Genomic DNA, 24,547 nt, shown 5'->3' on the forward strand with positions numbered 1-24,547 from the left:
GGTCCGTACGGTGCGGATCGGTATAAACTTCTTCGCCGACGGATGGCGATCGATAACGTGAACTATCCGGCGAAAGCCTGTACGAGTATGCCGATCGAGAACCGGGAAAACGCGTATCTCATCACGCACGCACTGGCGAAAGACACGCTCTCGCGCATCCGCGACGTCGAAACCGAACAGGTCAGCTTCCGAAAGGGGCTCGTCAAACTCGGGCGAATCTGTGGCTACGAGATCATCGACGGTCGAATGGAGACGGAATACGTCGAGATCGAGACGCCACTCGAGCCGACGATGGGCGAGCGCGTCCGCGGGCTGGACGACGTCGTCATCATCAACGTGTTGCGCGCCGCGACGCCGTTCGTCGAGGGTCTACTGAAGGCGTTCCCCCGGGCGAGACAGGGCGTCATCAGCGCGAGCCGCGACGAGGAGGCCGGCCGAGGGGAGGACGGCTCGTTCCCGATCACGGTCGACTACGTCAAACTGCCCGAGATCCACGAGGAGGATACGGTGATCGTCGCCGATCCGATGCTCGCGACGGGAAGTACCATGTGTACGGTGCTCGATCACGTCGTCGAAAACGCCGTCGAGCCGGAGAACCTAATCGTCCTCTCGGCGGTCTCGGCGCCCGACGGACTGCTTCGGGTCTCCGAATCCGTCCCCGAAGCGGACCTGCTTACGGTCTCGATCGACGACTACCTCGACGAGGACGGGTTCATCGTTCCGGGGCTTGGCGACGCCGGCGACCGGGCGTTCCGGACGACCTGAGACGGAGTGGACTCGAGACGAGCGAGGACGAGCCGGAATTGGGCGGATCGACTCGAGATCACAGACACGCCGTTTTTTGCACACAGCGTGTAAGTATCACGCATGGACTACGCAGTCGTCGATCCGGACGACCTCGAGCCCGAAGACGGCAGACCCTGTGAACTCAGGCGGCTGGGCGAGCACGCAGGTCTCGAGCAACTCGCGCTCAACTACTTTCGCGCGAAACCGGGCGAGCAGATCCCGCTCGCCTACCACTCCCACGAGATTCAAGAGGAGGCGTTCGTCGTCCAGTCGGGCGTGCTTCACGTGGAGACTCCGGAAGGGGAGTTTACGGTTCCGACGGGAGCGACGTTTACCGCACAGCCAGGGGCACCACATCGGGCGCACAACCCCGACGACGCCGAGAGTGTAGTCGAGGTGATCGCGCTCGGGGCACCCGCCGTCGACGGCGATGCCGTCCGATACGATCCCGGCGAAGAAGTGCGCTGAGTGTCCGTTCCGACCGATTGCAGGGCAGAATCCGATCGGAGCATCCGTCCGGATGGCGTGTCTCGGTTCGGTCGGCGATCAGTCGGTCCCGCAGGTGTCGATCCCGAACACCGCGCTGACCGGACACCGCTGGATGACCGCCGTCGCGAAGAGATCGCTCCCACAGAGAAACGCGACGGTTCCGATCGTCCGATCGCGGTTTCGGTATCCGAACGTGAGCAACGTCGCACCGATGACGAACCGAAGCGGCCGATCGAGGCCGCCGACGTTCTTGTCCATAGCTGTCGATCCGCCTCGAGCGCCGTAGTGGTTGTCCCGTCGTTCACGAACTGCAACTGGCCGACGGCCCCCTTGGCGTCTCAGACCGAGTCGCCTTCCGACGAACCGCCGCCCGACAGCTCCGAGAGACCGTCCCGACGGTCGCACTCGAGTGCGGGCGTCGCCTCGCGGTGGTCGGAGTAGCCGTCGAACCAGCGGACGATCCGCTCGATCCGATCGACGACGTGGGCCGGCTCGCCCGACCGAGAGAGTTCGTGGCCCTCCCGCGGGTAGCGGACGAGTCGGGTGTCGACGCCGTGTTTTTGCAAGCCGAGGTAGAACAGTTCCGCGGTGTTCGCGGGCGTTCGGTAGTCCCGATCCGAGTGCATCACGAGCGTCGGCGTCTCGACGTCGGGGACGCTCGAAACCGGCGATTGCTCCCAGAGAAAGTCGGGTTCCTCCCAGGGCGTGGTGTCGAAATCACCCTCGAGGAGCTGAAACGCGTCCGTCGAGCCGTAAAACCCCGTGAGGTCGTAGACGCCGCGTTGGGCGACTGCGGCCCGGAACCGGTCGGTGTGGCCGACCGCCCACGCGGTCATGAACCCGCCGAAGCTACCGCCGGTGACGAACACCTCGGAATCGTCGACGTACTCGCGCTCACAGACCGTCTCGACGCCGGCGAGGACGTCCGTCAGGGTGACCTCACCCCAGTCGCGGTCGATCGCAGTCGCGTGTTCCTCGCCGTAGCCGGTCGACCCTCGCGGGTTACACCAGAAGACGACGTACCCGCGTGCGGCGAGCGTCTGGAACTCGTGCCACATCGTACCCGCGGTCGTCCACTGGGCGTGGGGTCCGCCGTGGATCTCGACGACCAGCGGGTACGTCTCGCCGGGCGAGGCGTCGGCGTCGAACGCAGGTGGCGTGAGGAGCCAACCCTGAATCCGACGAGTATCGGCCTCGTCGTCGGTCTCGTCGCGTTCGTCGAGCGCCCGCTCGCCGTCCGCTGACTCGTCGGCGACGTCGAACCACACCTCCTCGGGCCGACGGACCGCCCGGCCGTCGAGGTAGTCGCCGTTCACTCGAGTCAGCCGGTGGGTCTCGGCGCCGCGACGGGTCGTCACGAAGACGTCGCCGGGATGGTCCCACTCGCTCTGGACGACCGCGACGGCGTCGCGCCCGACCGAAAAGTCCTCGACGGTGACGCCCTCGCCGTAGATTCGGGTCGGCTCCTCGCTCGCGTCGCCCGGCACCGACCAGAGCACCCGCGAGCCCGTATCGGGGGTCGTAAAGTAGAGGGTCTCGCCGTCCGGCGTCCACTCGAACCGACAGCGGTGACCGATCGTCCGGTCCAGCGGTTCGGTCGGCGTCGTCTCCGCTCCGGTCTCGCGGTCGTGGACGCGGATCTCCGTCTGGCGCATCGAGGCGCGCTCCTCGGGGGTGTACTCGAAGGCAACTCGGCCGTCGGCCGTCGCCTCGAGTCCCGAGAGCCAGCCAGTCGTTTCGGTGAACGCCGCCGTCTCGTCGCGCTCTCCGTCGTGTTCGACGAGTTCGTAGGTCAGCGAGTCGTCCGGCCGGTCGCCGACCTTGCTCGCGTAGTAGATCGTTCGGTCGTCTCCCCAGGTGGGGAGGACGTAATCGGCGTCGCCCTCGGTCAGACGGGTGATCGAACTGCCGCTGATTTCACCAGCGCTCCCGCGGCCGTCGCGTTCGCCACTGTCAGCGTCGTTCCCGTCTCCATCGTCGTGGACGGCGCGCGCGCCGGTCGACCCGACCTCGGCCTCGAGCGCCCGCTCGACGTCGAGGACGTAGACGTGGCGACGCCGGCCGTCGGCGTACTCGGTGTCCGCGCGGTAGATCATCCGGTCGATCACGCGGGGGTCCGGCGGTTCGAACTCGTAGTCGGGATCGACGGCGTGGTCCCTGCCGGTCTCGCGATCGGCAGCCGTCACGCGCTGGGAGAACAGCAGGCGAGTGCCGTCCGGGCTCCACTCGAGGTCGTCGACGCCGCCGACGACCGCCGTCACCCGTCGCGCTTCGCCGCCGTCGGTCGGGAGGACCCAGATCTGCTCGCGGTCGTCCTCGCCGCGCGTGCTGGTGAACGCCAGCCGATCGCCGTCGGGACTCCACCGCGGCTGACTGTCGACGCCGTTCGCGGCGGTAAACTGGGTCGCCTCGTCGCCGCCGACCGGAACGACGTGGATCGTCGCGGTCGTCGTCGAGGCGTCTTCGGCCGTTCGCTCGACGAACGCGACCCGTTCGCCGTCCGGGGAGAGCTGTGGATCGTCGGGGTGTACGATCTCGAGGGCGTCGACCGCCCGAATTCCGTTCATACCGACACACACCGTGGGTCGTCCGAAAGCGTTTTCGACGATCGGTTGTCGGGGGCGATTTCCCCGTGGAGATCACTGACGGTTGACGATGCCGACGTTGAGCGCCGCGTTCGAACACGAGAACTGTCGGAGGGTCCCGGTATACCACAGCGTCCGCGACTCCCCGCCCGGAACGTAGACGTCCGCACTCGAGGGGAGTCCGATCGTACTCGAGACGTACCGCTGGTCGGAGACCTGCCCGCTGACCTCGACCGTCACTCGTCCGCTCGATCCTGGACACGCCCGTACCGTTACCGCGCCGGTCGACCAGTCCTCGAGGGTCAGTTCCTCGTCGCGACAGCCCCGCGTCTGGACAGCTCCGTCGTCCTGTGCCGATGCCGTTCCCGCGAGTCCAACCGCACCCGCGAGCGCGCCGAGCAACGCGCGCCGGGGTGTGTTCGGTCCACCAGCCGCTCGGAAGCGATCTAGCGCGTTCATTGCTAGCACCACTCGAAGCTCCGACACCGAGAACCAAGTATTCCGTTTCCGATTTCTCGAACCGGTCTCACGACGAACGAATGGGAGTCGGTACCAGACCACGAGGGAGTTTTTTACGCGACCGTACGACGAGGGGATATGGACGTACGAGAGCTGACAGAACCGGACGAGCGCCGCGAGGCGATTCCGACCCTTCGACAGCTGTGGACCGACCGGGCGCCGGCAGAGGTTCTCGAGTGGACCGGCGAGGAGGAGTACCGGCTGGTCGGCGGCTTCCTCGAGGGCGAGTTGATCGCCGTCGCCGGCGTCGTCGTTACGGACGTCCTCCACCACACCACTCACGCGTGGCTCTCCGACCTCGTCGTCGACGAAACACACCGCGGCGAGGGACACGGAACCGACCTTCTCTCCCACCTCGAGGGATGGGCCGCCGGCCGAGACTGCACTCACCTGGCGCTTGCCTCCCCGCTCGAGAAAACGAGCACGCACCGATTCTACGCGAAACAGGGGTACGAGAAGTGGGGATACGTCATCGAGACCGAGCTGTGATCGCTCGCGTTCGGCCGAAGAATCGCTCTCGAGCGCGCCGTGAGCCGCGGGTTTAAGGCGGATCGGGAGGCCAGGCCGGGCATGGTCGAACTCGAGACGGAGACGGATCGCCGCGGCGGCGTCACGCTCGTGAGGGGCGTCCTCACCAATACACGAACGACGAAACAGCTCGTTCGACTCTCGAGCCGCCTCGACGGACCGACGTGGCCGCCACGGAGAGACGGAACCAGAGTGGCGGAGTGGACCGACGGATGCTGGGAAGGTGTCGTCGATCCGGGCCGGCGTCGCGGGTTCGGGTTCGCGACGCCGGCCGAGCCGATTCCGGAACCGGTCGAACTCCGCGCCGCGAGGCGAGCGGACGACGGCGAGCGTCGAACTCCGGCGGCGGTACTCGCCAGTCTCGAGGATCACGCGCCGTCTCGGCGGACCGTCGGCTCCCCCGTCGACGGATGATCGTCGCGGTCGCCGGCGGCAAAGGTGGCGTCGGCAAGTCGACGGTCACACTCAACCTCGCCCGCGAACTCGAGGGGGTCGCCGTCGACGCCGACCTCTCGACGGCCGACCTTCCCGGAGGCGATGGACCGGGACTCCACGAGGTGCTCGCCGGGCGGGCCGATCCGATCGACGCGGTCGAGCGGGTCGGGTCGGTACGAATCCTCTCGTGCGGACGAACGCTCGCCGGCGCGCGGGCCGCCGACGTCTCCGAATTAGAGCGCGTACTCGATCGAATCGAGCGCGAATACGCCCACGTCGTCGTCGACTGTCCGGCCGGTCTCGCGCGTGACGTCGGCACCGTCCTCCACTGTGCAGACGTCACGGTCCTCGTGACGACCCCGGAAAAATCGGCGCTGACCGACGCATTTCGAACGCGAGAACTCGCATTCGATCTCGAGTCGCCGGTCGCCACTGTCGTCCTCAATCGCTCGAGCGCCGAAAGCGAGCGGATCACGGACCGCGTCGAGGCGACGTTCCAGGCGCCCGTTACGGTGCTGGCCGAGCGATCGTCGATCGAAGACGCCCGCCGCGTCGAGAAACCCGTTCGCGACGTCCGACCGAAGGCGGCGGTACTCGAGACGTTCGAGCGCGTCGCTCGGACGATCGAGCAGTGTGGCCGATCACGGATCGGATCCGGTCGGACCTGACGACGCTATCGACTTCGATCGATTCTCAGTCAGTACAGTCTTCAGAGGATCTACCGCCCGTTACCGGATTCCGGTCATCTGGTGGCGCTACCGAATCTCTGCCGGCTCGATCCGAACGTCCGTCGCGGATCGGCCGAGGTCGAGGTCGACCGTCTCGGTAAACCGCCGCTCTCGCAGTTTCGGAAGCGAAATGGCGTGTTCGACGCCGCCGGTCGTCCCACCGGTGAAGGTTCGAAGCCTCGCAACGGCGTCGACCAGCTGTATCGTCGTCGACCGATTGTCGGGAGCGGGCTCCGAGAGACAGTGGAGCACGGCGAGGCCACCCGCGTTTGCGATTTCGTCGACGAGCGCGTTCAGAAACTCGAGGTAGGCCTCGTGGTCGGTCCGTTCGAGCGGATCCATCGAGTCGACGACGAGGTTCGCACCGTCGGGGAGCTTCGCGATCAGCTCCGTGGCGTCCTCGAGTCGGTTCTCCCCGGTGACGCGCCGAATCGTCGGCGTGGCGCCGTCGGCCGTCGACGCGAATCCGCGTTCGACGTTCCGTTTCGACCGGGTCGTCGTCAGATAGAGCGTCCCCCGCGTCTTCGCGACGTCCGTGAGGAGGTGTTCGGACTGGCTCGCCGGATCGGCGGTCAACGCGACGACCGAACCGGTGGAAACGCCACCACCGAGTGCCGTATCGAGCGGGCGGATCCCGGTCGGGAGGAAATCCTGGTCGGATTCGACGTTACGGCGGGGCATTTCGGCGGGTTCGTCGCCACGCAGTGTGCCGGCGACGGCGTCGAACGCCTCGCGGACCGCATCGGCCGCGAGGGGGTCGTCGCGCTCGGGGATCGTCCCGAGGACGGGCACCCCGAGGCTCGATTCGACCGCACCGGTCACGCCGTCGCTTCTCGTCACGACGGCGCCGGCGATGGGGACGTCGAGTCGACGAGCCATCTCGATCGTTCGCCGCGATGCCCGCCGGCTCCGTTCGGTGTTCGTGGTGACGACGACGACCTGGTCGGCGCCACAGAGCGGATCGGTGACGTCGGGCCCAGCACCCGACGGACAGTCGAGGAGGACGCGTGCGTCCACGCGATCGAGGCGATCGAACGCCGCCTCGAGGTCGATTCGATCCGACGATTTGGGGGCGGTGAGGACGCCGGCGTCGCCCGCGCCCGGAAGGGGCTGTACCGACGAACCGACGTCGTCGTCAGCGGCGTCCGCGAGCGTCGGCGTTCGGTCGACGTCGGCGACGACGTGGACGTTCGGGAGCTGGCGGTCCGCGTCGACGGCGAGCGTCCGCTCTCCCGCGCGGGCGAACGCCTCGGCGAGCCCGACCGTTACCGTCGTCTTTCCACATCCTCCTTTCGCACCGGCGATAGCGATCATGCCGCCACTGGCCGCGCCTTTCCTTTTGAATGTGCGGCCGCGTTTCGGAGGCGGTTCGGCTGTCGTCGGCCGCTCGATTCCGACGTGGCTCGTGTCCGCCCAACCGTTATGAACGCGGTCGTGGTCGATCCGGGTATGTCCCAGGAATTGAGACAGGCCCGATCCGAACTCGAGGACGCGGTCGAACGGGCGGACGACGACGTACGCGAGGACCTCCGCGAGACGGCCGCCGCGTTCGCCGAGTACGCCTCCGACGACGCTACCCCGGATCACGCCGTCTTCGACGAGCACCTCAACACGCTTCGGCAAGCCCGCGAGCGAGCCACCGGCGACGTCGAGACGCGAATCGACAGCGCACTCGAGCGTGCCGAGGAGTACCGCCAGGGGATCGAACAGGCCTGATACGGTTTACTGTCAGTCATTTCCGGCGCAACCGCCGCCCGGGTCGTGGTTGCGCCGGTAAATCGTTACAGGAACCCGTATGAGACGGTCTGGCACGTTACTCGAGGCGATCCAACACCGCGTCGCGTTCGTAAGACAGCGACAGCGATCGCGAGCGACCGCGCCCGTCGACCTCGGCGTACTCGGCGTCGATCAGCCCGAGCTGGTCGAGTTTGTTGACGATCTCGGAGTAGCGCGTGTAGCCGAGGTCGGTCCGTTCGTGGAACGTCTCGTAGACGTCGCCGGCCTGGTCGCCGTCGCGGTGGGCGATCACCTCGAGCAGCGTGCGTTCGGTGTCGGCGAGTCCCGACAGCGACCGCGAGAGGTTGATGTACTTCGACTTCTCGTAGGCCTCCTCGACGTCCTGGCGTTCGACGGTGCGGCTCGCGCGCATCTCGGCGTTCAGCCCGGCCCGCCGGAGCAGGTCGATGCCGACCCGGAGGTCGCCGCTGTCCGCGGTGAGTTCGGCGACGTACTCGAGGGTCTCCCGCGAGATGACGCCGTCGTTGAATCCGCGTCTGACCCGTTCGTCGAGAATGTCGACGATCTCGGGTCCGTCGTAGACGGGAAAGTAGACGTCCTCAGGTCGAAAGACACTCTGGACGCGTGAGTCGAGTTCGTCGATCACGTCGAGGGAAGGATCGGAAGAGACGACGATGACGCCGATTTTCGCGCCCGGGTGTTCCTCGTGGGCGCGCAACAGCGAGTACAGCGTATCCGACGCTTCGTTCTCGTAGAAGAGGTAGTTGACGTCGTCGAGTGCGACGACCAACACTTTATCTTCCTCGACGAGTTTCTCGGCAATCTGGCCGAAGAGCTTCTTGAACGAGATTCCCGACGAGGGCGGCTCGTAGTCGAACGTCCCCTCGAACAGCCGCGAGAACACCGAGTACCGGGTGGCGTTGACCTGACAGTTGACGCGAATCGTCCGAATCTCGCTGGTTTGGGCGCCGATTTCGTCGAACAGCTTCTGAATCGAGGTGGTCTTGCCGGTTCCCGGCGGCCCCCGGACCATCACGTTCAGCGGCCGCGAACCACGAACTGCCGGACGCAACGCGTAGGTCAGGCTCTCGGTCTGGCTCTCGCGATGTTTGAACGTCTCGGGGACGTAATCGATCTCGAAGACGTGCTCGTTTCTGAACACGGACTCGTCCCACGATAACATCCCCCCTTCGGGGTCGTCTGCCATCACTTTCACCACGCTGTCCAAGCTACTTAGTTGTTCGCAGGGTACACGTCACAGGCGGTTTGCTGTACCGATTTATGGCACACCCATTCTGGCTCGCGGTTGCGCCGGAACTGACGGACAACGGACCCTATCAGGCGAGTTCAGCCTGCTCGATTCCGCGCTCGACGTCGACCGGATCGATCCGTCCGTTGTGGACCGTCCGAACGTGGGCCCGAACGAGCCGTCGCACCTCTTCGCTGGAGCTCGAGCGAATCAGAAACTCGCAGTTCTGATTCGAGCACTCGAATTGGTATGGCATATCACGACATTCGTTTGGGACCACCGTAGAACTTGTAGCTTGCACAGCCCGGTGTCCGATTCGTCGCGTCACTCGAATCATGCGGCCCGCGAGTCACCCGAACCGTACGGTCCGGGAGTCACTCGAACTTCTCGAGCAATCGGTCGTAAAACCGAGGTGGCGACTCGCCAGGAACCGCGCCGCCGTTGGCGGCGACGCCGTCGGCTTCGGTCGCCAGCTTCTCGACGATCAACTCGGGCGTCGACCGGGCGAGGTGGTCTTTGACCGGCGAGCGGTTCACCTCGAGCTCGCCGTCGACCAGCCCGACGGCCTCGATGCCGTCGACGGCCACGTCGAAGTCGGCCATCTCGCGGATCTCGCCCGCGAGGTGGGAGACGAACACCGCCGTCGCACCGTTGTCCGAAAGCGCCTCGAGGATGCCGGCGATGATCTTCGCGGAGGCACCGGGCTCGGTGATGCTCTCGAGTTCGTCGACAAGGACGAGCGAGCCCGCACCGCGTTCGGCGAGCGTGGCGAACTCCCGGACGGTCGACTCGAACGCGCCCGCGTCGAGGGTACCCTGGGTCTTCGCGTGGTAGTGGAGCGCGTCGAACCGGCGCAGGCGCACCCGATCGGCGGGGACGGGAAGCCCCATATGTGCGAGAACGACGACGCTCGCGACCAGATCGAGCGTGGAGGTCTTTCCGCCGCTGTTGACCCCCGATAGCAGGGTGACGCCCGACACCTCGTAGTCGACGGGATCGATCGCCGACCGCGGCTCGTCGAGCATCGGCGAGCGCCCGCTCTCGATTTCGAACCCGGCGTCGGCGTCGAAACGCTCGTCGTGGGCCGTTTCCCCATCCCACGATTCGCCGTCCGAATTCCAGACGAACGCGGGCATCGTACAGTCGAAGTCGGCGGCAAATCGGGCGACCGCGAGTTCGACGTCGAGCTCGAGGGCATCCCGAACGAGCTGGCGGACGGCCCCGCGCTGGTCGGCGAGATCTGCCGCGAGATCGCGTTTGAGCCGCCCGGCTCGGCGTTCTTTCGTGGCGGTCAACTCCTCGCGTAGCCGAGAGAGGGGCTCGTCCTCCCGTTCGACCGGAAACGTGGGCTCGTCGCCGAAGATCCGGCGGGCGATCTCTGCTTCGCCCTGGTCGAGCGAGAGCGCCTCGATCAGGTGCTCGCGGGCGGCGTCGACGGCCGCCGCGTACTCGTCTGCGAGCTCTCGCGAGAGAAGCGAGTCGATACCCGCGCCGCGTTCGACCAGCGAGAGCAGGTCCGACCCCTCGATCGTCACGTCCTCCTCGCGGATCGCCTCGCGGAGGTGGTCGTTCGCGACGCTCTCGGCCGTGCCGACCGCCGCGTCGAGGTCGTCGACCGCAATCGCAAGCCGATCGAGTTCCTCGTCGCCCGCGACGGTGCCGTCGCCTTCGAGTCGCGACAGGGCGTCCTCGAGCGCGTCGAGGTCACACTCGGTTGCCATTCCGGCCGCCCGATGGACGGCGACGGCCGCCACGATGGGGTCGCGGTTTCGCGCGAAAAAGGCGAGCGGGCGCTCGGGGACGATTTCGGCCGGGTTCTCGAGCGCGTCGGGTCTGACCCGGACGTCGCCCTCGACGGTGACGCCCGCAAACGACTCGTCGATGGCGATCACCGTCGAATACCCGCGCGCGAGTTCGGCCAGACCCTGGGCGTCCTCGACGACCTCCACCGAGAGTTCCGGGATCGCCTCGCGAGCCTCGCTGTACCGTTCGGCGTCGGTCGTCGCCAAACAGCGTTCGCGGACGCGGACGTCGCCCGGACTTTCGAGCGGTTCGACGCCCGCGAGCGCCTCGAGAACGGTCTCGTCGGGATCGCGCTCGATGGCGTCCGCCGCGAACGCGCGCGCCTCCTCGATCCGCGAGCGACGCGAACTCGGGTAGAACGTCTCGAGGCGCTGGGCGGCGTAGTCGGTGACCGTCCGCTCGGCGAGAAGGGCGAGTAAGTCCCGGTAGATCTCGCGGGCGCGGTCGGTCGCGAGGAAGCCGCCGGGATCGTCGTGTTCGTGCCGGATCGCGCCGCGGGCGATCCTGGCCGCTCGTCCCTGAGGGATTCCCGGCGCGCTCGCGATCGTCGCCACGTCGCCGGCCCGCAGGGCACCTTCGGGGTCGTCGAGTTCGGCCAGCGATCGGGCCGTCTTCTCGCCGACGCCCGGAATCGACTCGAGATCCATCTTCTCAGACGCGGTATCAAACCGGAGCGAGAAAAAGTTCCCGCCCCGCTTTTCCCGCTCGGCGTACTACCACCGGACGTGTCAACTGACGCACCAGATTGCCACGAACGGACGAAACATTCGCCGGAGAGCGTCCGCTCGGGCGGTCGCGGACTGAACTTCGAGAACAAGCCGACGCCGTACAAGGCGTACGTCGACCGACCCGCGGTCGCAATGGTAGACCGGATTCGGCCGCCACAGCAGTCGGCGCTGTCGACGATCGCCGAACCGTCGGCGGACGGCGCCACGGGGGAAAGAACGGCCGGCGATGACACTCGAGCGCGAATCCCCGACCTCGAGGCGCTCACGACCCTGTGTTACTACGCGGCGGGCGTCACGAAGACGATCGACCGTCGCGGCCGCTCGATTCCGTTTCGTGCCGCGGCGACGACCGGTGCGCTCTATCACGTCGACCTGTACGTCGTCTGTGCCGACATCGATGGTCTCGCCGCCGGCGTCTACCACTTCGATCCCCGGACGCTGTCGCTCGACGTCCTTCGGGAAGGCGAGTACCGGAGCGTCCTCGCGGCGGCGACGAACCACGATGGCGTCGCGGATGCTCCGCTGTCGGTGGTCACGACCTCGACCTGGTGGCGAAACGCCTGGAAGTACGGCGATCGGACGTTTCGTCACGCATTCTGGGACTCGGGGACGACGCTCGCGAACCTGTTGTCCGTCGCCCACGCCCTCGAGTATCGCGCCGAAATCGTCACCGGCTTCGCCGACGAGCCGGTCGCCCAACTGCTGGGAGTCGATCCAACCCGCGAGGCACCACTCGAGATCGTTCCGATCGGTGCTGGCGGGGGCACACCCTCGAGTGCCGATAGGCCGTTCGTCGAACCCATCGAGCCCGAAACCGAACCGCTCTCGCCGAACGAACGGGAGTTCCCGCTGATCCACGACGCATGGGCGGCCGGAACGCTCGCAGACGGTGACGCCGCCGAATCGTGGCGTTTCGGGGCCTCCGCGGACGGAGTCGAAACGAGAGGCACTCGAGAGCCCGGCGGCGGCGAGCGCGTGGCACTCGATCCGGTCGACCACGAGACGGCCTCGAGTCGCCCGCTCCACCGGACGATCCGGCGTCGCGGCTCCTGTCGGGAGTACGTTCGCGAGCCGATCAGCTTCCGGAAGCTGTCGACCGTGCTCGATCGCGCCGTTCGCGGGGTTCCGATGGACGTTCCGCGCGGCGGCATACTCGAGGACAGCGCCGACGGAGACGGCACGGACGGCGATCGTCCGCCGCTCTCGTTCGTCGACGCCTACGTGATCGCAAACGGTGTCTCCGGGCTCGAGTCCGGGACGTATCACTACCATCCCGCCGCGGGTGAACTCGAGTTACTCCGAGCGGGAGAGTTCCGCCGCGAGGCGAGTCATCTCGCACTGGATCAACGTCTGGGTGGCGACGCTGCCGCCTGTATCTACTTCCTCGCGGATCTCGAGGCGGTCGTCGATGCCTACGGCGACCGGGGATATCGGGTCGCACAGCTCGAGGCGGCCGTTACCGCGGGTCGGCTCTACCTCGGGACCTACGCCCACCGGCGCCTCGGCGGCACCGGATTGACGTTCTACGACGACCTCGTCGCCGACTTCTTCGCACCCCGGAGCGACGGACAGACGCCGATGTTCCTCTATACGATCGGGCGGCCAGCCCCATAGTCCAGTTACTGAACTGTACTTATGTTACTGAACGGTACTTATATTCGATCAGGCGATAGCGGGTTGTATACGACTAATGGCGAGTAAAACCAATAGCAGTTCCTCGTTGGTCAGGGAATTCGTGCTCGTGGCTATCGAGATTCTAAGCGTCCTTCCAATCGTGCTTTCTGCTGGAGTTGTCGTATTTCTGTCGCTGGATGGGGGGATGGCTGTATTAGACAGGGTGTTTTTCGTATACGTCAGTCTCGTTTGGACAGCAATCGGTGCGATCACTATTCTCGTCGTGGCTGGTGTGTCGACGATTCGGTACGTCCTCGACGGCGTTACCGTGAATCGGCTCGTCGTCGGGTTCCTGCTCGTATTTATTGGAGGGTTCCTGCTCATCGCACTCGCTGTACAGGGGTACTTCGACCAGAGTACGGTACGGGGTCTGATTTACGCTGGGGGGGTTCTGGTTATCGGTTCGTCGGTGGGCGTCACTATCCACGTGCTGGTCCAGGCTGTGAGGATGCTAGCAGAGTTGTGATCGTCGCACCGTCGTTCGACGGAGCACCTGCTCATACGGTTTACTGTAAGTCATTTCCGGCGCAACCGCGACCCGGGCGGTGGTTGCGCCGGTAAATCGTTACAGTAATCCGTATCAGATACCCGTTCGGAGACCGACTCCGATGATTCACCTGTCCCACAGTGCGTAGGGATCCCTGTCTCTGACGATCGTTTCGTGTATCGTATCTCTTATCGATACTACTATTATGTCTGATGAAAAGACCTCGATACGAATTTTCGTGGCTGTAAGTACCAGCTTCCGTTCGGTGGTGTCGGAACCGTTGCTCCGGGCCGTTGAAACTGTGAGCGTGCTCCCGATCGTGGTTCTCGCTGGCGTTGCCGTATTCCAAGTTGTCTACAGTGATCCGGATCCACAAGCCGGTCTGGTATTTGCAGCCGTCATTATCGTCTGGCCGTTTCTCAGTTCGGTCATCGTTTTGCTACTGGGTTGTGTTTCGCTGATCCGGTACGTCCACGATTTCACCGTGAGTAAACTCCTCGTGGCCTTACTGTGCTTCCACACGATTCTGGCGCTGTACGTAATTTTCATGTTCTCCGCTGGTTTTGCCATCGGAGAGAGCGAGTCCGGTGTACTCGTTCCGCTCGGACTCGTCATCGGCTCGTCGATCGCTTTCACTGTGTGCGTGTTGCTCCAGGCTGCCAGAACGATCGTCAGTGGATGTGCCTCGTTCATCCGCTCGTGAACGGGTATCCATGGTACGGTTGCTCGAGGACTCCAAGCGTACCCAGTCCAGCCGTGTTCACCGTGTACACGGTAGCAATCGAAACGGAGTACACACCGATCGGAGTCTCAGCCGAGACGATCGTCCGCGAGTCCTTGCGGGATACGGCGGTGGCGTTATCCCGTCGGCGAGGCAAGGACAGGTATGGTACTCAAACGACTACTCGGCTCGAAAGCGACGCGATCACTCACCGTCGTCTCGGTGCTCACGGAGGCGAAACGGGCGTTCGCCCGCGGACGTCGAACACGCGGGCTCCTGTTGCTCGGCGTCGCCGCAATGGCCTGGAAGTGGACGGTCATCGGCCTGCTCGCACAGGGGCTCGTCGGCGTGCTTCGACGCGGCGGCTCGAGCGCCTCGAGTTCGGCGTAATTACTTTGTCCCAACGACAACGGTAGTGACATCCTCGTCCGCCCTAAACAGTAGACGCCGGGGTTTCCTCACTACCGAAAGATGGATCCGAGAGTGTACGTATTGTGTCCCACGTTTTATTAAATTCTTTTTCAAAATAACAAACCTTATCAAATGTGTATTCACAGTTATTGTCGTGATTCGGCACAGTTCACGGAGAAGGGTATTGGGAACTATCGCAGCCGGAACGGGGGTTCTCGCAGGGTGTACAGCAGGTGATGAACGGGACGAGACCCGTGTGCTCCGGATCAGCAAGTCGTTCACCGAGGATAGCCTCGATCCGATCACGGCATCCTGGTTCTCGCGCTGGATCGGCTTACACGAGTGTCTCGTTCGTATCGACGACGATCTCGAACTCTCACCAGGACTGGCGACGGAGTGGGACACCGATCGCGGGGAATCGTGGCAGATCGAGCTTCGCCGAGACGTCTCGTTTCACGACGGACAGGAACTCGATGCCGATGCCGTACAATGGTCGTTGAACAGAGCCTTCTCGGATCCGAGATCGTTCGTCGAGTCCGTACCCATCGAGTCGATCACGGCGACGGATACGCACTCGCTGACGATCGATCTCGAGCGACCGTTCACACCACTTCCGGCCTACCTCGCGCACAACGCGGCGGCGATCGTCGCACCACAGTCGACCGAAGACGATGGGGCCATCGAGCCAGTGTTCACGGGCCCGTTCGAGGTCGAGTCGTGGACGCCGGGTGAAGCAATCATCGCCGTGAGAAACGAGGAATACTACGGTTCGCTACCCGAAATCGACCGGATCGAGTTCGAGGTCGTTCTCGACGGAAAGACTCGCGAGCTAAAACTCCTAAACGAAGAACTCGACACGGTCTGGACCCAACCGATCTCGTCCGTCCCCGCGTTCGAAGACGATTCCGATACGGACGTCCACTTTCAACCACGGACACAGACCCGTTGTCTGGCGTTCAACACGGATTCAGGTCCGTTCGCGGAGACACACGTCCGCCGGGCCGCAGCGCACGCTCTTGACGGGGAATCCAACGTTTCGAACGTTCTCGACGGAATCGGATCGGCCGGTGTCGGTCCGTGGCCGCCGTCGATCTACTGGGCGAACGACGAGCTCGAACCGTACGAGTTCGATCCGGAGAAAGCTGCGACCCTTCTCGACAGCGCGGGGTGGGAGTTGGACGACGACGACGTCCGGTACCGAGACGGAACGCCCCTCGAGATCACCTTCTACACGTACCCGACGAGGGCGAACTTTCGAACGCTCGCGGAAGCGATGCAGGCGCAACTCGAGAACGTCGGATTCGACGTCGACCTCGTGTTGACGGAGTGGGCGGCGATGATGGACGCGAAACAGCTGGGTGAGTTCGACGTGTCGATGGAAGCGAGAACCACGTTCGCGTATCCACCCGATCCGGAAAACCTCGCCGTACTCTACCACTCCGAGGATTCGTACATGGATACCGGATATCGAAACGACACGGTCGACGATCTGCTGGAGCAGGGACGAACGACGGCGGACCGAGAGGAGCGAAAGCAGCTATACGACCAAGTACAGTCCATCGTAATGGACGATCTTCCGATCAGCTATCAGAGCTACATAACGATCGTCCACGGAACCCGATCGAACGTTCGAAACTTCGAGCCGACGCATCCGGTCGGCAATCAGTACCTTCTCGAAGGAGTCTCGATCGAGTGAACGACTACTCGTCGAACTCCGCCACGTCTCTCGTGTTCGTCCGCCAGTTCGTCGATTACGTCCTCGATTCGCTCGACCGTCTCGTCGTCCAGATATTGGACGAGCACTCGAGTCCGCTACCGGGATCGACAAACGCTCGCCGGTAGCGTTTTTCCGCCGCGGACCGTAGATCGCACCGATGACAGCGCCGACGCTGGTCGTCGTCCGCAACGAGGTCGACCCCGACTGTGCGTACCACTGCGACGCCCTCGCGAGTAACGTCTCCGACGCTCTCGAGGTCGACTACCCCGTGGGCGAACGGCCGGATCTCGAGGACGTCGACGGCGTGATCCTCACCGGGAGCACGGCAGGCGTCTACGAACGCGACGATCGTCCCTGGATCGACGAGCAGGAGGAACTCGTCCGGGAACTCCTCGATCGCGAGATCCCGACACTGGGCGTCTGTTTCGGCCACCAAGTCGTCAACACGGCACTCGGTGGCACCGTCGAGCACGTCGGCATCACCTGCCAGCCGGTCGCAGTCGAGTTCGCCGACGATCCGCTGTTCGAGGGCGTCGAACCGATCGTTCCCGCCGCCCACGGCGACGTCGTGACCGAGCCCGCCGAGAAGATGGACGTGATCGCCTCGGCCGACTACTACCCGGCGTTCGCCACCCGCCACCGCGAGGCGCCGCTGTGGACCGTCCAGTTCCACCCCGAGTTCACCGCCGACCACCGCGACCGCCTCGAGTCCGAGTTCGACTGGACCGAAGACGAGTACGGGTTCGAGGCGATGAACGCGACGCAGGTCTTCGAGAACTTCGAGCGACTCGTCGCCGAGCGGGTGGCCACTGCGGAGACGCGCCAGTAGCTCCGCAGTTGGGACGATGACCGCTCGCCGGCTACGTCTCCCGATACGTGTGTTCGACGCCGCGAACGTCTTCGATCGCCGCCCGCACCGCCTGAAACGTCGCGTTCTCCGAGAGCGTTCCCGTATCGATCACGAGGTCGTACACCGAAAGATCGGCGAGGTCGATCCCGTAGTACTCCCGGTACCGGTCGGCGTCGCTTCGCTCGCGCTCGCGAAGTTCCGCCGGCGTCTCCGTCCGGTCGTCTAGCCTGTCAGCGCGAACCTCGAGCGACGCGTCGAGCCACACCGACAGCGTCGCGCGGCCGTCCGCGTGCCAACCCGCGAGTCGGGATTCGACGACCAGTCCTTCGCCCGCAGGCTCTCGCGCCCCCTCGAGGTGGGCATCGATGACCGCCTCGAGACGGCGATCGAGTTCGCGATCGATCGAGGGGTCCGACTCGGCGACGGCGGTGAACTCGGCGACGGACATATCGCGCTCGTCGGCGAGTTCTCTGAAGACGTCGCCCCCGTTCAGGACCTCGTAGCCGTACGCCATCGAGAGCAGTTCGGAACACGTCGTCGTTCCGGCCGCGGGCGGCCCGGACAGGGTGATCAGTGGCGCGCGACCCATGCTGGCTTTACGCGGTCGTTACCGTTATTTTTTCTTATTGATACGCGGTGGCGTGGCGAGAGCAAAGAGAAGGACTTCGGCTCGCGTTCACTCGTCTTCGATTGCAACCGAATCGTCGACGCGGAGTCGTTTCCCGCGGTCGGTCTCTGGAGTCCGCGCGATGATCATCAGCGTGTAGTAGTGGTCGAAGGCGTCGGCGTCGGCCCACGCCGGAAACGTTTCGCGGCGCTTCTCGACGAATCGCTCCTGAAACTCCTCGAGGGGGTCGCCCGTGTCCGGATCTCGGGCGGGAACGACGCATCGGCCACAGGGCGTTACGCCCTCGAGTCGGACGTCGCCGGCCTCGAGCGCCGGCGCGTCTTCGCCGACGATTCGGTCCTCCCAGAACGCGGGCACGTCCGAAATCTCGACGTTCGCGCGGAGCCGTCGCCGCGCGCCGTCGACGGACATCCCGTCGAACCACGAGGCCACCTCGCGGAGGGAGGCGGTGCTGATCACGGACGGCCCCATCTCGCGGCGGTCGACGAAGCCGAGCGAGCGGTCGCGCTCGAGCGTCAACTCCTCGTCGAAGTAGTCGCCGAACCACGATTCGGCCCGTCCGCGGTCGGTATCCGACTCGAGGTCGAAGCGCCGAGTATCGTCGTCGGGCGTCTCGACGACGAGTTCTCGGGTATCGGGGTCGAAGTCCGTCGAGAGTTCGTGGATCCGCGGCGTCCGCTTCCCGTTGACGACCTCGCCGTCGGCGTCGAACAGGGCGAACTCGCGGTCGTACGAAAGCGTCCCGCCCTCGAGGACGGTCGCCTCCTCGAGGTCGGTGCCGTCGAGTCCCTTGACCGGATAGACGGTGAGCCGGTCGATTCGTGCCATCGGCTGAGTTTTGCCGGTCGGCGCACGTATAGTTACTCGTTCGGGCGAATTCGCACGTACGCGAGACGGACGAGACGACGGCGATCGAGTTCGGCCGCCGAGCTCGACGTTCGCGAGAACCGACACCCGAGATCACGTTCCTCGAGAAAACCGCACAACCGAAAATCGCCGGAGCCGACTGACAGCAGTCCGTCTCAGTACTTGTACTCGCTGGGGGAGAGCTCGAGGGCGTCGTAGAACGCCCGGTCGATTCGGTCGCGATCCGAGCGCCACGCGTCGAACGCGGCTCGATCCGCCGGGTAGGCGTCGTACTGTCGTTCGTACTCGGAGACGTAGCGGTGTGTCGTTCTAACCCCGCGGACGGCGTCGTACAGCTCTCCCGTACGTACGCCGAGTCGGTCGAAGGTGCCCCGGCGATACTCCGCGACGAAGTTCTTCAGCACGCCGGTAGCCACGAGCACCTTGCTCGAGAGGCTATCGACCTCTCGGGCGGTGCCGACGATCTCCCGAAGCTCCGCCTCGGGGAGCAACGCGGTGACGGCCCGGAGGACGTTTACGTCGATCGAACTCGCGGCGACGTTGTAGGCGTCCCACGAGGCGAGTTTCACGGCTTCGCCGTGCTCGCGGTACAGCCAGCGGTTGTGCTCCCAGAGACCGTCCTCGGAGACGTCGCCGTCTTCGATAGCCTGGACGGCGGCGCGACCGGCGGAGTAGCCGGAGTAGGCCGCCCCGCGGATGCCTTTGCCCGTGATCGGGTGGGTCGTCCCCGCCGCGCCGCCCGCGGCCAGGTAGCCGGGCGCGACCATCGAATCCAGCGGCCGACGGAGCGCGATCGACGACCCGAGCTTGTTTTTTGCGTCGAAGCGCTCGGCGACGTCCGCATCCTGAAACTCGGGGCGGTTCTCGACGTCGCGGCGCAGGCGGTCGACGAGCGGAATCGGCTCCTTGTTCATCTGAAATCCCAATCCGACGTTGATCTGCGTCGGCGTTCGCGGGAAGTACCAGATGTACCCCAGTTCCTCGAGCGGTTTCCCGACGATTGCGTCGTGATACGATACCGGCTCCTCGGTCTCGATGATCTCGCGGTAGGCCGACCCGAAGTGGGTGTAGTGGGGCATCTCGAACGTCGGGTCGCCGGGCGTATCGAGCCCTTCGAAGTCGGCCAGATCCTGCAGGATCGACTGTGCGCCCGCGGCGTCGATCAACACGTCACACTCGTAGGTGACCGGCTCGCCCCGTCGAATCGCCTCGACACCGGTGACGCGGCCGTTCTGGTTCACCTCGTTGACCACCGTATCGTAGTGTTGCTCGACGCCGCAGTCGGCGGCCTGCTCGAGCAGTCGCTGGCCGAACTCGTAGCGGTCGACGACGTTACTGCCCGTCTCGTAGGGCAACACCTTTCGGACGTCGAGTTGCTCGTCCCAGTACTCGATCCGGTCGATGTTGTTGTCGACGAGTACCGACTCGTCGTCGGCGATCGCGTCCATATCGATGGGTCCCGGATAGTTGCTCGGGTTCCTGGGGCTCTTGATCGCGTCGCCACAGGCGATGAACCCGCCCCGTTCACGTGATTTACGCTCCAGTTGGACGACGTCGAGTCCCGCGGCCGCAGCGGTTGCCGCCGCAAAACAGCCCGCTATCCCGCCCCCGACGACGACCACGTCGTGTTGGTTGTCCCCCATTGGGTGCCATCTATGGGTTCAAAAATGGGGAACCTAACTCTTGCTCTTGCGGTGAAGCCGACGAAGCGCATGCCCGACCGAACGCAACAGATCGCGAGAGCGCGTCGGACGGTCGACGTCCCCGCTCGACACGACGAGGTGATCGGGTTCGTACCGGTCTCACCAGCGGTGGTGGACGTGCTCGGAGATGAACTCCTCGTAGACGTCCCTGACAGCGCCGTGGACGCGATTGGGAAGCGAGTCGAGATCGGAGACGGCGGCGTTAGTTCGGACGTGTTCCGGTGACGTGGTTCCGGGGATAACCGTCGAGACGGCCTCGTGGTCGAGAATCCACCGGAGCGTCAGCTCGGCCATCGTCAGCCCCTCCGGGACGTGAGACTCGAGGGCCTCGACGGCGTCGTGGCCCGTCTCGTATGGAACGCCGGCAAACGTCTCGCCGACGTCGAACGCCTCGCCTTCGCGGTTGAAATTGCGGTGGTCGTTCTCGGGGAACGACTGGTCGCGCTCGAGCGCACCGGTCAACAGCCCCGAGGCATAGGGGACGCGGACGATCACGCCGACGTCTTCCCTGCGAGCGCGCTCGAAAAACAGCTCCTTCGGGCGCTGTCGAAACGGGTTGAAGATGATCTGGACGGTGTCGATCACGTCGTACTCGATCGCCTTGAGCGCCTCCTCGACGCGCTCGACGCTCACGCCGGCGTTGTCGATCCGCCCCTCTTCGACGAACCGCTCGAGGGCCTCGACCGTCGAGGGCTGGTAGTAGGCTTCCGTCGGCGGGCAGTGCAACTGGAGGAGGTCGAGCGTCTCCTGGCCGAGATATTCGCGACTCCGGTCGACGAACGGCGAGAGGTCGTCGTAGGCGTAGCCCTCGGCCACGTGTGGATCGAGGCGCCGACCCGCTTTGGTTGCGACGAAGACGTCGTCGGAGGCATCGCGTTCCTCGAGGACGTGGCCGATGTGGCGCTCGCTTCGGCCATCGCCGTAGACGTCTGCCGTGTCGATGAAGTCGATTCCGGCGTCGAGAGCGGCCCCGACGACTTCTCGTCCGGTTTCGTCCGAGACCTCGCCCCAGGAGCCGCCGACGTTCCACGTGCCGAGGCCGACCGCCGAAACCTCGCGTCCGGTCGAACCCAGTCGTCGATAGTTCATGTGCGATCGTTCTGCCGAACCGCCGTATGCCTTGGCCTGGAGGCAACTCGTCGATCCGGCCTCCCCGACTGAATTTACCCACGGGCAGTCTCCCCGACCGAATTTGCCCGCGGGCAGTCTCTCCGAAGAGAAAGCACCCGACGTCGGGGTCTCGAGGGGGAATACGTCGGTATAGGACGAGAGTCGTCACCTGCAAGCTATACTACTTTCTCACCCATCCCGGTAGGGATGGTCGATGAGCCAGCCCGACGATGCAGACGAGATCAAATCGATCGAGATCGGTTCGGTGAGCCAGCTCTTCGTGGAGACGACGTTTCCGACGACCACAGAGGAGGTGCTCGCCGAGTTCGCTGACGTCGACGTCGTCTATCCGCGCGAATCGGACACGTTGCGAACGATTCTCGAGACCTCCGGCCACGAGACCTACGAGAGTCGAAGCGAACTCGAGTTAGCCGTCCTGAACGGCGTCAGGCGGGATGCCGTCGGTCGGCCGCGATACAGCGACCGCGGAGACAGCCCACACGACACCGACGAACAGATCCGCACGCAACAGTCGTTCTGACCGACGTTCGACAATTTAATCGCAGATCCATGAGTACCACAGACGCGACGCCACGGAACGTGCTGACAGCACAACTGGAACGGCTCTACTACGTCGAGCGGACGCTTCGGTCCGAACTCGAGACGCTCTCGGCCGACGTCGCGGTCGACACGCTAGACGACGTTCGCGTCCTCGAGTGTCGCGAACAGCTCCAGTACGCACTCGACGCCCACCGCGAGGAATCCGACCGTCACGTCGAGCGAATCGAACGGGCGTTCGACATCCTCGACGAGGAACCCGACACGCGACGCGTTTCGGAACTGGACGGGGTGATCGCCGACAAGGAGAAGTTCAACAACGTCGTCCTGAACGACGGACTGCGCCCGCTTTACTACATCGAGACGACGCTGAAACTCGAGGCGATCGAGTGTACGATCTACGAGCGGACGATGGCGCTCGCCCGCACCCTCGAGACGAACGACGCCGATGAGGTCCTCGACGCACTCCAGGAGAACTACGACGACGAACGGGAGCTACGGAGGGAGATCGATACACTCGCCGAGAGCGAGTCCGTCGAGACGCTCCTCGCCGCAAACCCCGTCGAAGAGACGGACCGCGCGTCGCTCGACCGATGATCTCGAGCAACGGGCCGACCTGGGGCATCGACCGACGATCGACTACACAGCGGATCGGAATCGAGAACACGTCATGAACATCGAAGGACTCGAGGATCTGTTCGGATACCAGCTACAGCACGCTTACTACGTCGAACGCGCCCACGTCGAACTGCTCGCGGAGATGGCCGACGACGCGTCGAACGACGACGTCCGCGATCGATTCGTCACACACCGCGATCGGACCGAAACGCAGATCGAGCGCCTCGAGCGCGTTTTCGGGGCGCTTGGGAGACGACCCCGGGCGAACCGGTCGGGAACTGCCGACGGCCTCGCCGACTCGCGGCGATCGCCGCCGGACGCCGACGACCAGATCGTTCCCGACGACCTCGAGCGGGCCCTGCTCGCCGAGCGACTCGAGATCCGTTCCTACGAGTCGTTGCTCAGGCTCGCCGGCCGACTCGCCTACGCAGACGACATCGTCGAACCGCTCGAGGCGAACCTCGCGGAGGAACGCGAGGCGCTGGCGGAACTCGAGGATCTCGAGGACGAAGTCGCCATCGAGGAGCTACTCAGGCCCGGCGCGTAACGGTCGCCACGATCTCAGGACCGCCGGCGCGTAACGGTCGCCACGAGTCGAATCGAGGTCGCGTTCAGACGATGCCCGTAATGAAGGCGATCCCCATGCCGACGAGGACGATCGCCGTGATCGTCGGCAGATAGGGGGTGAGACGCTCGATTCGTTTCTGGTGGCGTTCGTACCCCACGACCAACAACAGCGTCGGGGCAACGATCGCGACGATGACGGCAAGCGAGTAGACGAGCATCAACTCGAGGCAGGCCGCCGTTCCGACGCAGATCGCCAGGATCTGTATCGGCTCTTCGTGTGCGAACCCGAGCAAGAGCGCCGTCGTTCCGAGCGCCATCAGGCCACGTTCGGCGTGTTCCTCGCTTAGGTGCTGGTGGCCGCCACCTGGAAGCGTGCCGCGAATGCGTGCGAGCAGTCCCCTGCCGTTGCCGGCACGGGCCTCGTGGCGGTTGCCGCCGTCGGTGTGGTGAGGGCTGGCGACGTGAGCGTGCTCGTCCCGGGTGTGTTCGTCGTGGCGATGGCCGTCGTGGTGGACGTCGTCGTCCGCAGCGTCGTGATCGCGGTGGGCGATGTGGCTGTGATCGTGTCCGTCACCGTGGTCGTCGTGACTGTGATCGTGTCCGTCACCGCGACCGTGACCGTAGTCGTCGTGCCCGTGTTCGGAGTGTTCGTCACCGTGGTCGTCGTGGCCGTGAGCGTGTCCGCCGTTGCGATACTCGTGAATCCCCAGCAGGATCAGCAACGTTCCGGCGACGTACCCGAGCCACGGCCCCTCCGCGAACGCGGCGAAGGCGCTGAACCAGAAGTACGCGAGAACGAGGGCGATACTGCTCACGAGATGGCCGATCCCGAGAATCAACGCCGCGAGGAGGCCGTACAGCAGGCGGCGGTCGCGGTTGAGCGCGTACGTCGCCGCGATCGGCCACCCGTGGTCGGGCAAGACGCCGTGGATGAATCCGATGAGAACGACGCCAGCCACGAGTCCCAGATCCATACCAAAATCCCAGCGCTCGGGCTTCTTACGGGTTGTTATGAGGGGAACCGGGAGTTCGTAATACCGTTACTAAGT

27 protein-coding genes are annotated in these 24,547 nt (G+C 64.8%); 15 read left to right on the forward strand and 12 right to left on the reverse strand.

Annotation, left to right across the window (positions count from 1 at the left end; genetic code table 11):
- The first annotated feature begins 87 nt into the window (after window positions 1-87).
- Together upp and AB7C87_RS13660 are read left to right on the forward strand one after the other, a co-directional pair.
- Window positions 88-765, forward strand: coding sequence for a uracil phosphoribosyltransferase (gene upp, locus AB7C87_RS13655; protein ID WP_369730073.1), 678 nt, complete (start codon window positions 88-90; stop codon window positions 763-765).
- Between the two features lie 102 nt (window positions 766-867).
- Window positions 868-1,254 carry a cupin domain-containing protein gene (locus AB7C87_RS13660; RefSeq protein WP_369730027.1) on the forward strand — a complete coding sequence of 129 codons (387 nt, stop codon included), beginning with the start codon at window positions 868-870 and terminating at the stop codon, window positions 1,252-1,254.
- Window positions 1,255-1,332: 78 nt separating this feature from the next.
- Here AB7C87_RS13660 and AB7C87_RS13665 read toward each other — a convergent pair whose 3' ends face one another.
- The 3 genes from AB7C87_RS13665 to AB7C87_RS13675 form a co-directional block, all read right to left on the reverse strand.
- The gene (locus AB7C87_RS13665) at window positions 1,333-1,533 is read right to left on the reverse strand and encodes a YgaP family membrane protein (RefSeq protein WP_369730028.1); all 201 of its coding nucleotides are present in this window, start codon (window positions 1,531-1,533) and stop codon (window positions 1,333-1,335) included.
- A gap of 80 nt (window positions 1,534-1,613) precedes the next feature.
- On the reverse strand, window positions 1,614-3,842 hold the full coding sequence (locus AB7C87_RS13670; protein ID WP_369730029.1) for a S9 family peptidase: 2,229 nt from the start codon (window positions 3,840-3,842) through the stop codon (window positions 1,614-1,616).
- 72 nt (window positions 3,843-3,914) lie between these two features.
- Window positions 3,915-4,319: a hypothetical protein gene (locus AB7C87_RS13675; RefSeq protein WP_369730030.1), complete on the reverse strand. Its 405-nt coding sequence runs from the start codon at window positions 4,317-4,319 to the stop codon at window positions 3,915-3,917.
- Window positions 4,320-4,457: 138 nt separating this feature from the next.
- On the opposite strand from AB7C87_RS13675, the gene AB7C87_RS13680 reads away from it, so the two are divergent.
- The 3 genes from AB7C87_RS13680 to AB7C87_RS13690 all read left to right on the forward strand — a co-directional run bounded on the left by AB7C87_RS13680 (window position 4,458) and on the right by AB7C87_RS13690 (window position 6,010).
- Complete coding sequence (locus AB7C87_RS13680) at window positions 4,458-4,868, forward strand: GNAT family N-acetyltransferase (RefSeq protein ID WP_369730031.1); 411 nt, start codon at window positions 4,458-4,460, stop codon at window positions 4,866-4,868.
- Window positions 4,869-4,949: 81 nt separating this feature from the next.
- Window positions 4,950-5,321, forward strand: a complete 372-nt coding sequence (locus AB7C87_RS13685) for a DUF7857 domain-containing protein (protein WP_369730032.1) — start codon at window positions 4,950-4,952, stop codon at window positions 5,319-5,321.
- Window positions 5,318-6,010 carry a MinD/ParA family ATP-binding protein gene (locus AB7C87_RS13690; protein WP_369730033.1) on the forward strand — a complete coding sequence of 231 codons (693 nt, stop codon included), beginning with the start codon at window positions 5,318-5,320 and terminating at the stop codon, window positions 6,008-6,010. Before AB7C87_RS13685 ends, AB7C87_RS13690 begins: the two co-directional genes overlap by 4 nt.
- A gap of 87 nt (window positions 6,011-6,097) precedes the next feature.
- On the opposite strand, the gene AB7C87_RS13695 is transcribed toward AB7C87_RS13690, so the two are convergent.
- Entirely contained in the window at window positions 6,098-7,384 is a 1,287-nt protein-coding gene (locus AB7C87_RS13695) for a DUF7125 family protein (RefSeq protein WP_369730034.1), read from the reverse strand.
- A 135-nt stretch (window positions 7,385-7,519) separates the two neighbouring features.
- On the opposite strand from AB7C87_RS13695, the gene AB7C87_RS13700 reads away from it, so the two are divergent.
- Window positions 7,520-7,786, forward strand: a complete 267-nt coding sequence (locus tag AB7C87_RS13700) for a DUF7553 family protein (protein WP_369730035.1) — start codon at window positions 7,520-7,522, stop codon at window positions 7,784-7,786.
- Between the two features lie 97 nt (window positions 7,787-7,883).
- Here AB7C87_RS13700 and AB7C87_RS13705 read toward each other — a convergent pair whose 3' ends face one another.
- From AB7C87_RS13705 to AB7C87_RS13715, 3 genes are all read right to left on the reverse strand, one after another.
- The gene (locus AB7C87_RS13705; RefSeq protein WP_369730036.1) at window positions 7,884-9,014 is read right to left on the reverse strand and encodes an ORC1-type DNA replication protein; all 1,131 of its coding nucleotides are present in this window, start codon (window positions 9,012-9,014) and stop codon (window positions 7,884-7,886) included.
- Between the two features lie 130 nt (window positions 9,015-9,144).
- Window positions 9,145-9,312, reverse strand: coding sequence for a DUF1059 domain-containing protein (locus AB7C87_RS13710; RefSeq protein WP_369730037.1), 168 nt, complete (start codon window positions 9,310-9,312; stop codon window positions 9,145-9,147).
- Between the two features lie 118 nt (window positions 9,313-9,430).
- Window positions 9,431-11,506: a MutS-related protein gene (locus AB7C87_RS13715; protein ID WP_369730038.1), complete on the reverse strand. Its 2,076-nt coding sequence runs from the start codon at window positions 11,504-11,506 to the stop codon at window positions 9,431-9,433.
- A gap of 78 nt (window positions 11,507-11,584) precedes the next feature.
- Here AB7C87_RS13715 and AB7C87_RS13720 point away from each other — a divergent pair, with 78 nt between their 5' ends.
- From AB7C87_RS13720 to AB7C87_RS13745, 6 genes are all read left to right on the forward strand, one after another.
- Window positions 11,585-13,201, forward strand: a complete 1,617-nt coding sequence (locus AB7C87_RS13720) for a SagB/ThcOx family dehydrogenase (RefSeq protein ID WP_369730039.1) — start codon at window positions 11,585-11,587, stop codon at window positions 13,199-13,201.
- A 76-nt stretch (window positions 13,202-13,277) separates the two neighbouring features.
- Complete coding sequence (locus tag AB7C87_RS13725) at window positions 13,278-13,727, forward strand: hypothetical protein (protein WP_149080188.1); 450 nt, start codon at window positions 13,278-13,280, stop codon at window positions 13,725-13,727.
- A gap of 226 nt (window positions 13,728-13,953) precedes the next feature.
- Complete coding sequence (locus tag AB7C87_RS13730; RefSeq protein WP_149080187.1) at window positions 13,954-14,451, forward strand: hypothetical protein; 498 nt, start codon at window positions 13,954-13,956, stop codon at window positions 14,449-14,451.
- A 183-nt stretch (window positions 14,452-14,634) separates the two neighbouring features.
- Window positions 14,635-14,859, forward strand: a complete 225-nt coding sequence (locus tag AB7C87_RS13735) for a hypothetical protein (RefSeq protein ID WP_369730040.1) — start codon at window positions 14,635-14,637, stop codon at window positions 14,857-14,859.
- A 205-nt stretch (window positions 14,860-15,064) separates the two neighbouring features.
- Window positions 15,065-16,576, forward strand: coding sequence for an ABC transporter substrate-binding protein (locus AB7C87_RS13740; protein ID WP_369730041.1), 1,512 nt, complete (start codon window positions 15,065-15,067; stop codon window positions 16,574-16,576).
- Window positions 16,577-16,754: 178 nt separating this feature from the next.
- Complete coding sequence (locus tag AB7C87_RS13745) at window positions 16,755-17,426, forward strand: type 1 glutamine amidotransferase (RefSeq protein ID WP_369730042.1); 672 nt, start codon at window positions 16,755-16,757, stop codon at window positions 17,424-17,426.
- A gap of 31 nt (window positions 17,427-17,457) precedes the next feature.
- Here AB7C87_RS13745 and cmk read toward each other — a convergent pair whose 3' ends face one another.
- The 4 genes from cmk to AB7C87_RS13765 form a co-directional block, all read right to left on the reverse strand.
- Entirely contained in the window at window positions 17,458-18,036 is a 579-nt protein-coding gene (cmk, locus tag AB7C87_RS13750; protein WP_369730043.1) for a (d)CMP kinase, read from the reverse strand.
- A gap of 87 nt (window positions 18,037-18,123) precedes the next feature.
- The gene (locus AB7C87_RS13755; protein ID WP_369730044.1) at window positions 18,124-18,903 is read right to left on the reverse strand and encodes an MOSC domain-containing protein; all 780 of its coding nucleotides are present in this window, start codon (window positions 18,901-18,903) and stop codon (window positions 18,124-18,126) included.
- 194 nt (window positions 18,904-19,097) lie between these two features.
- On the reverse strand, window positions 19,098-20,585 hold the full coding sequence (locus AB7C87_RS13760; protein ID WP_369730045.1) for an NAD(P)/FAD-dependent oxidoreductase: 1,488 nt from the start codon (window positions 20,583-20,585) through the stop codon (window positions 19,098-19,100).
- A 159-nt stretch (window positions 20,586-20,744) separates the two neighbouring features.
- Window positions 20,745-21,734 (reverse strand): aldo/keto reductase, encoded by a 990-nt coding sequence (locus AB7C87_RS13765; protein WP_369730046.1) that lies wholly within the window; start codon window positions 21,732-21,734, stop codon window positions 20,745-20,747.
- 235 nt (window positions 21,735-21,969) lie between these two features.
- Between AB7C87_RS13765 and AB7C87_RS13770 the strand changes: the two genes are divergently transcribed.
- The 3 genes from AB7C87_RS13770 (at window position 21,970) to AB7C87_RS13780 (ending at window position 23,478) form a co-directional block, all read left to right on the forward strand.
- On the forward strand, window positions 21,970-22,296 hold the full coding sequence (locus AB7C87_RS13770) for a DUF5789 family protein (protein ID WP_369730047.1): 327 nt from the start codon (window positions 21,970-21,972) through the stop codon (window positions 22,294-22,296).
- 29 nt (window positions 22,297-22,325) lie between these two features.
- Window positions 22,326-22,910 (forward strand): YciE/YciF ferroxidase family protein, encoded by a 585-nt coding sequence (locus AB7C87_RS13775; protein WP_369730048.1) that lies wholly within the window; start codon window positions 22,326-22,328, stop codon window positions 22,908-22,910.
- A gap of 73 nt (window positions 22,911-22,983) precedes the next feature.
- A complete protein-coding gene (locus tag AB7C87_RS13780) occupies window positions 22,984-23,478 on the forward strand; it encodes a YciE/YciF ferroxidase family protein (RefSeq protein ID WP_369730049.1) in 495 nt (164 codons plus the stop codon).
- A gap of 64 nt (window positions 23,479-23,542) precedes the next feature.
- On the opposite strand, the gene AB7C87_RS13785 is transcribed toward AB7C87_RS13780, so the two are convergent.
- Window positions 23,543-24,472, reverse strand: a complete 930-nt coding sequence (locus AB7C87_RS13785; RefSeq protein ID WP_369730050.1) for an ABC transporter permease — start codon at window positions 24,470-24,472, stop codon at window positions 23,543-23,545.
- Window positions 24,473-24,547 lie beyond the last annotated feature (75 nt).

The sequence above is a fragment of the Natrarchaeobius versutus genome (assembly GCF_041205745.1).
Classification (GTDB): Archaea; Halobacteriota; Halobacteria; order Halobacteriales; family Natrialbaceae; genus Natrarchaeobius; species Natrarchaeobius versutus.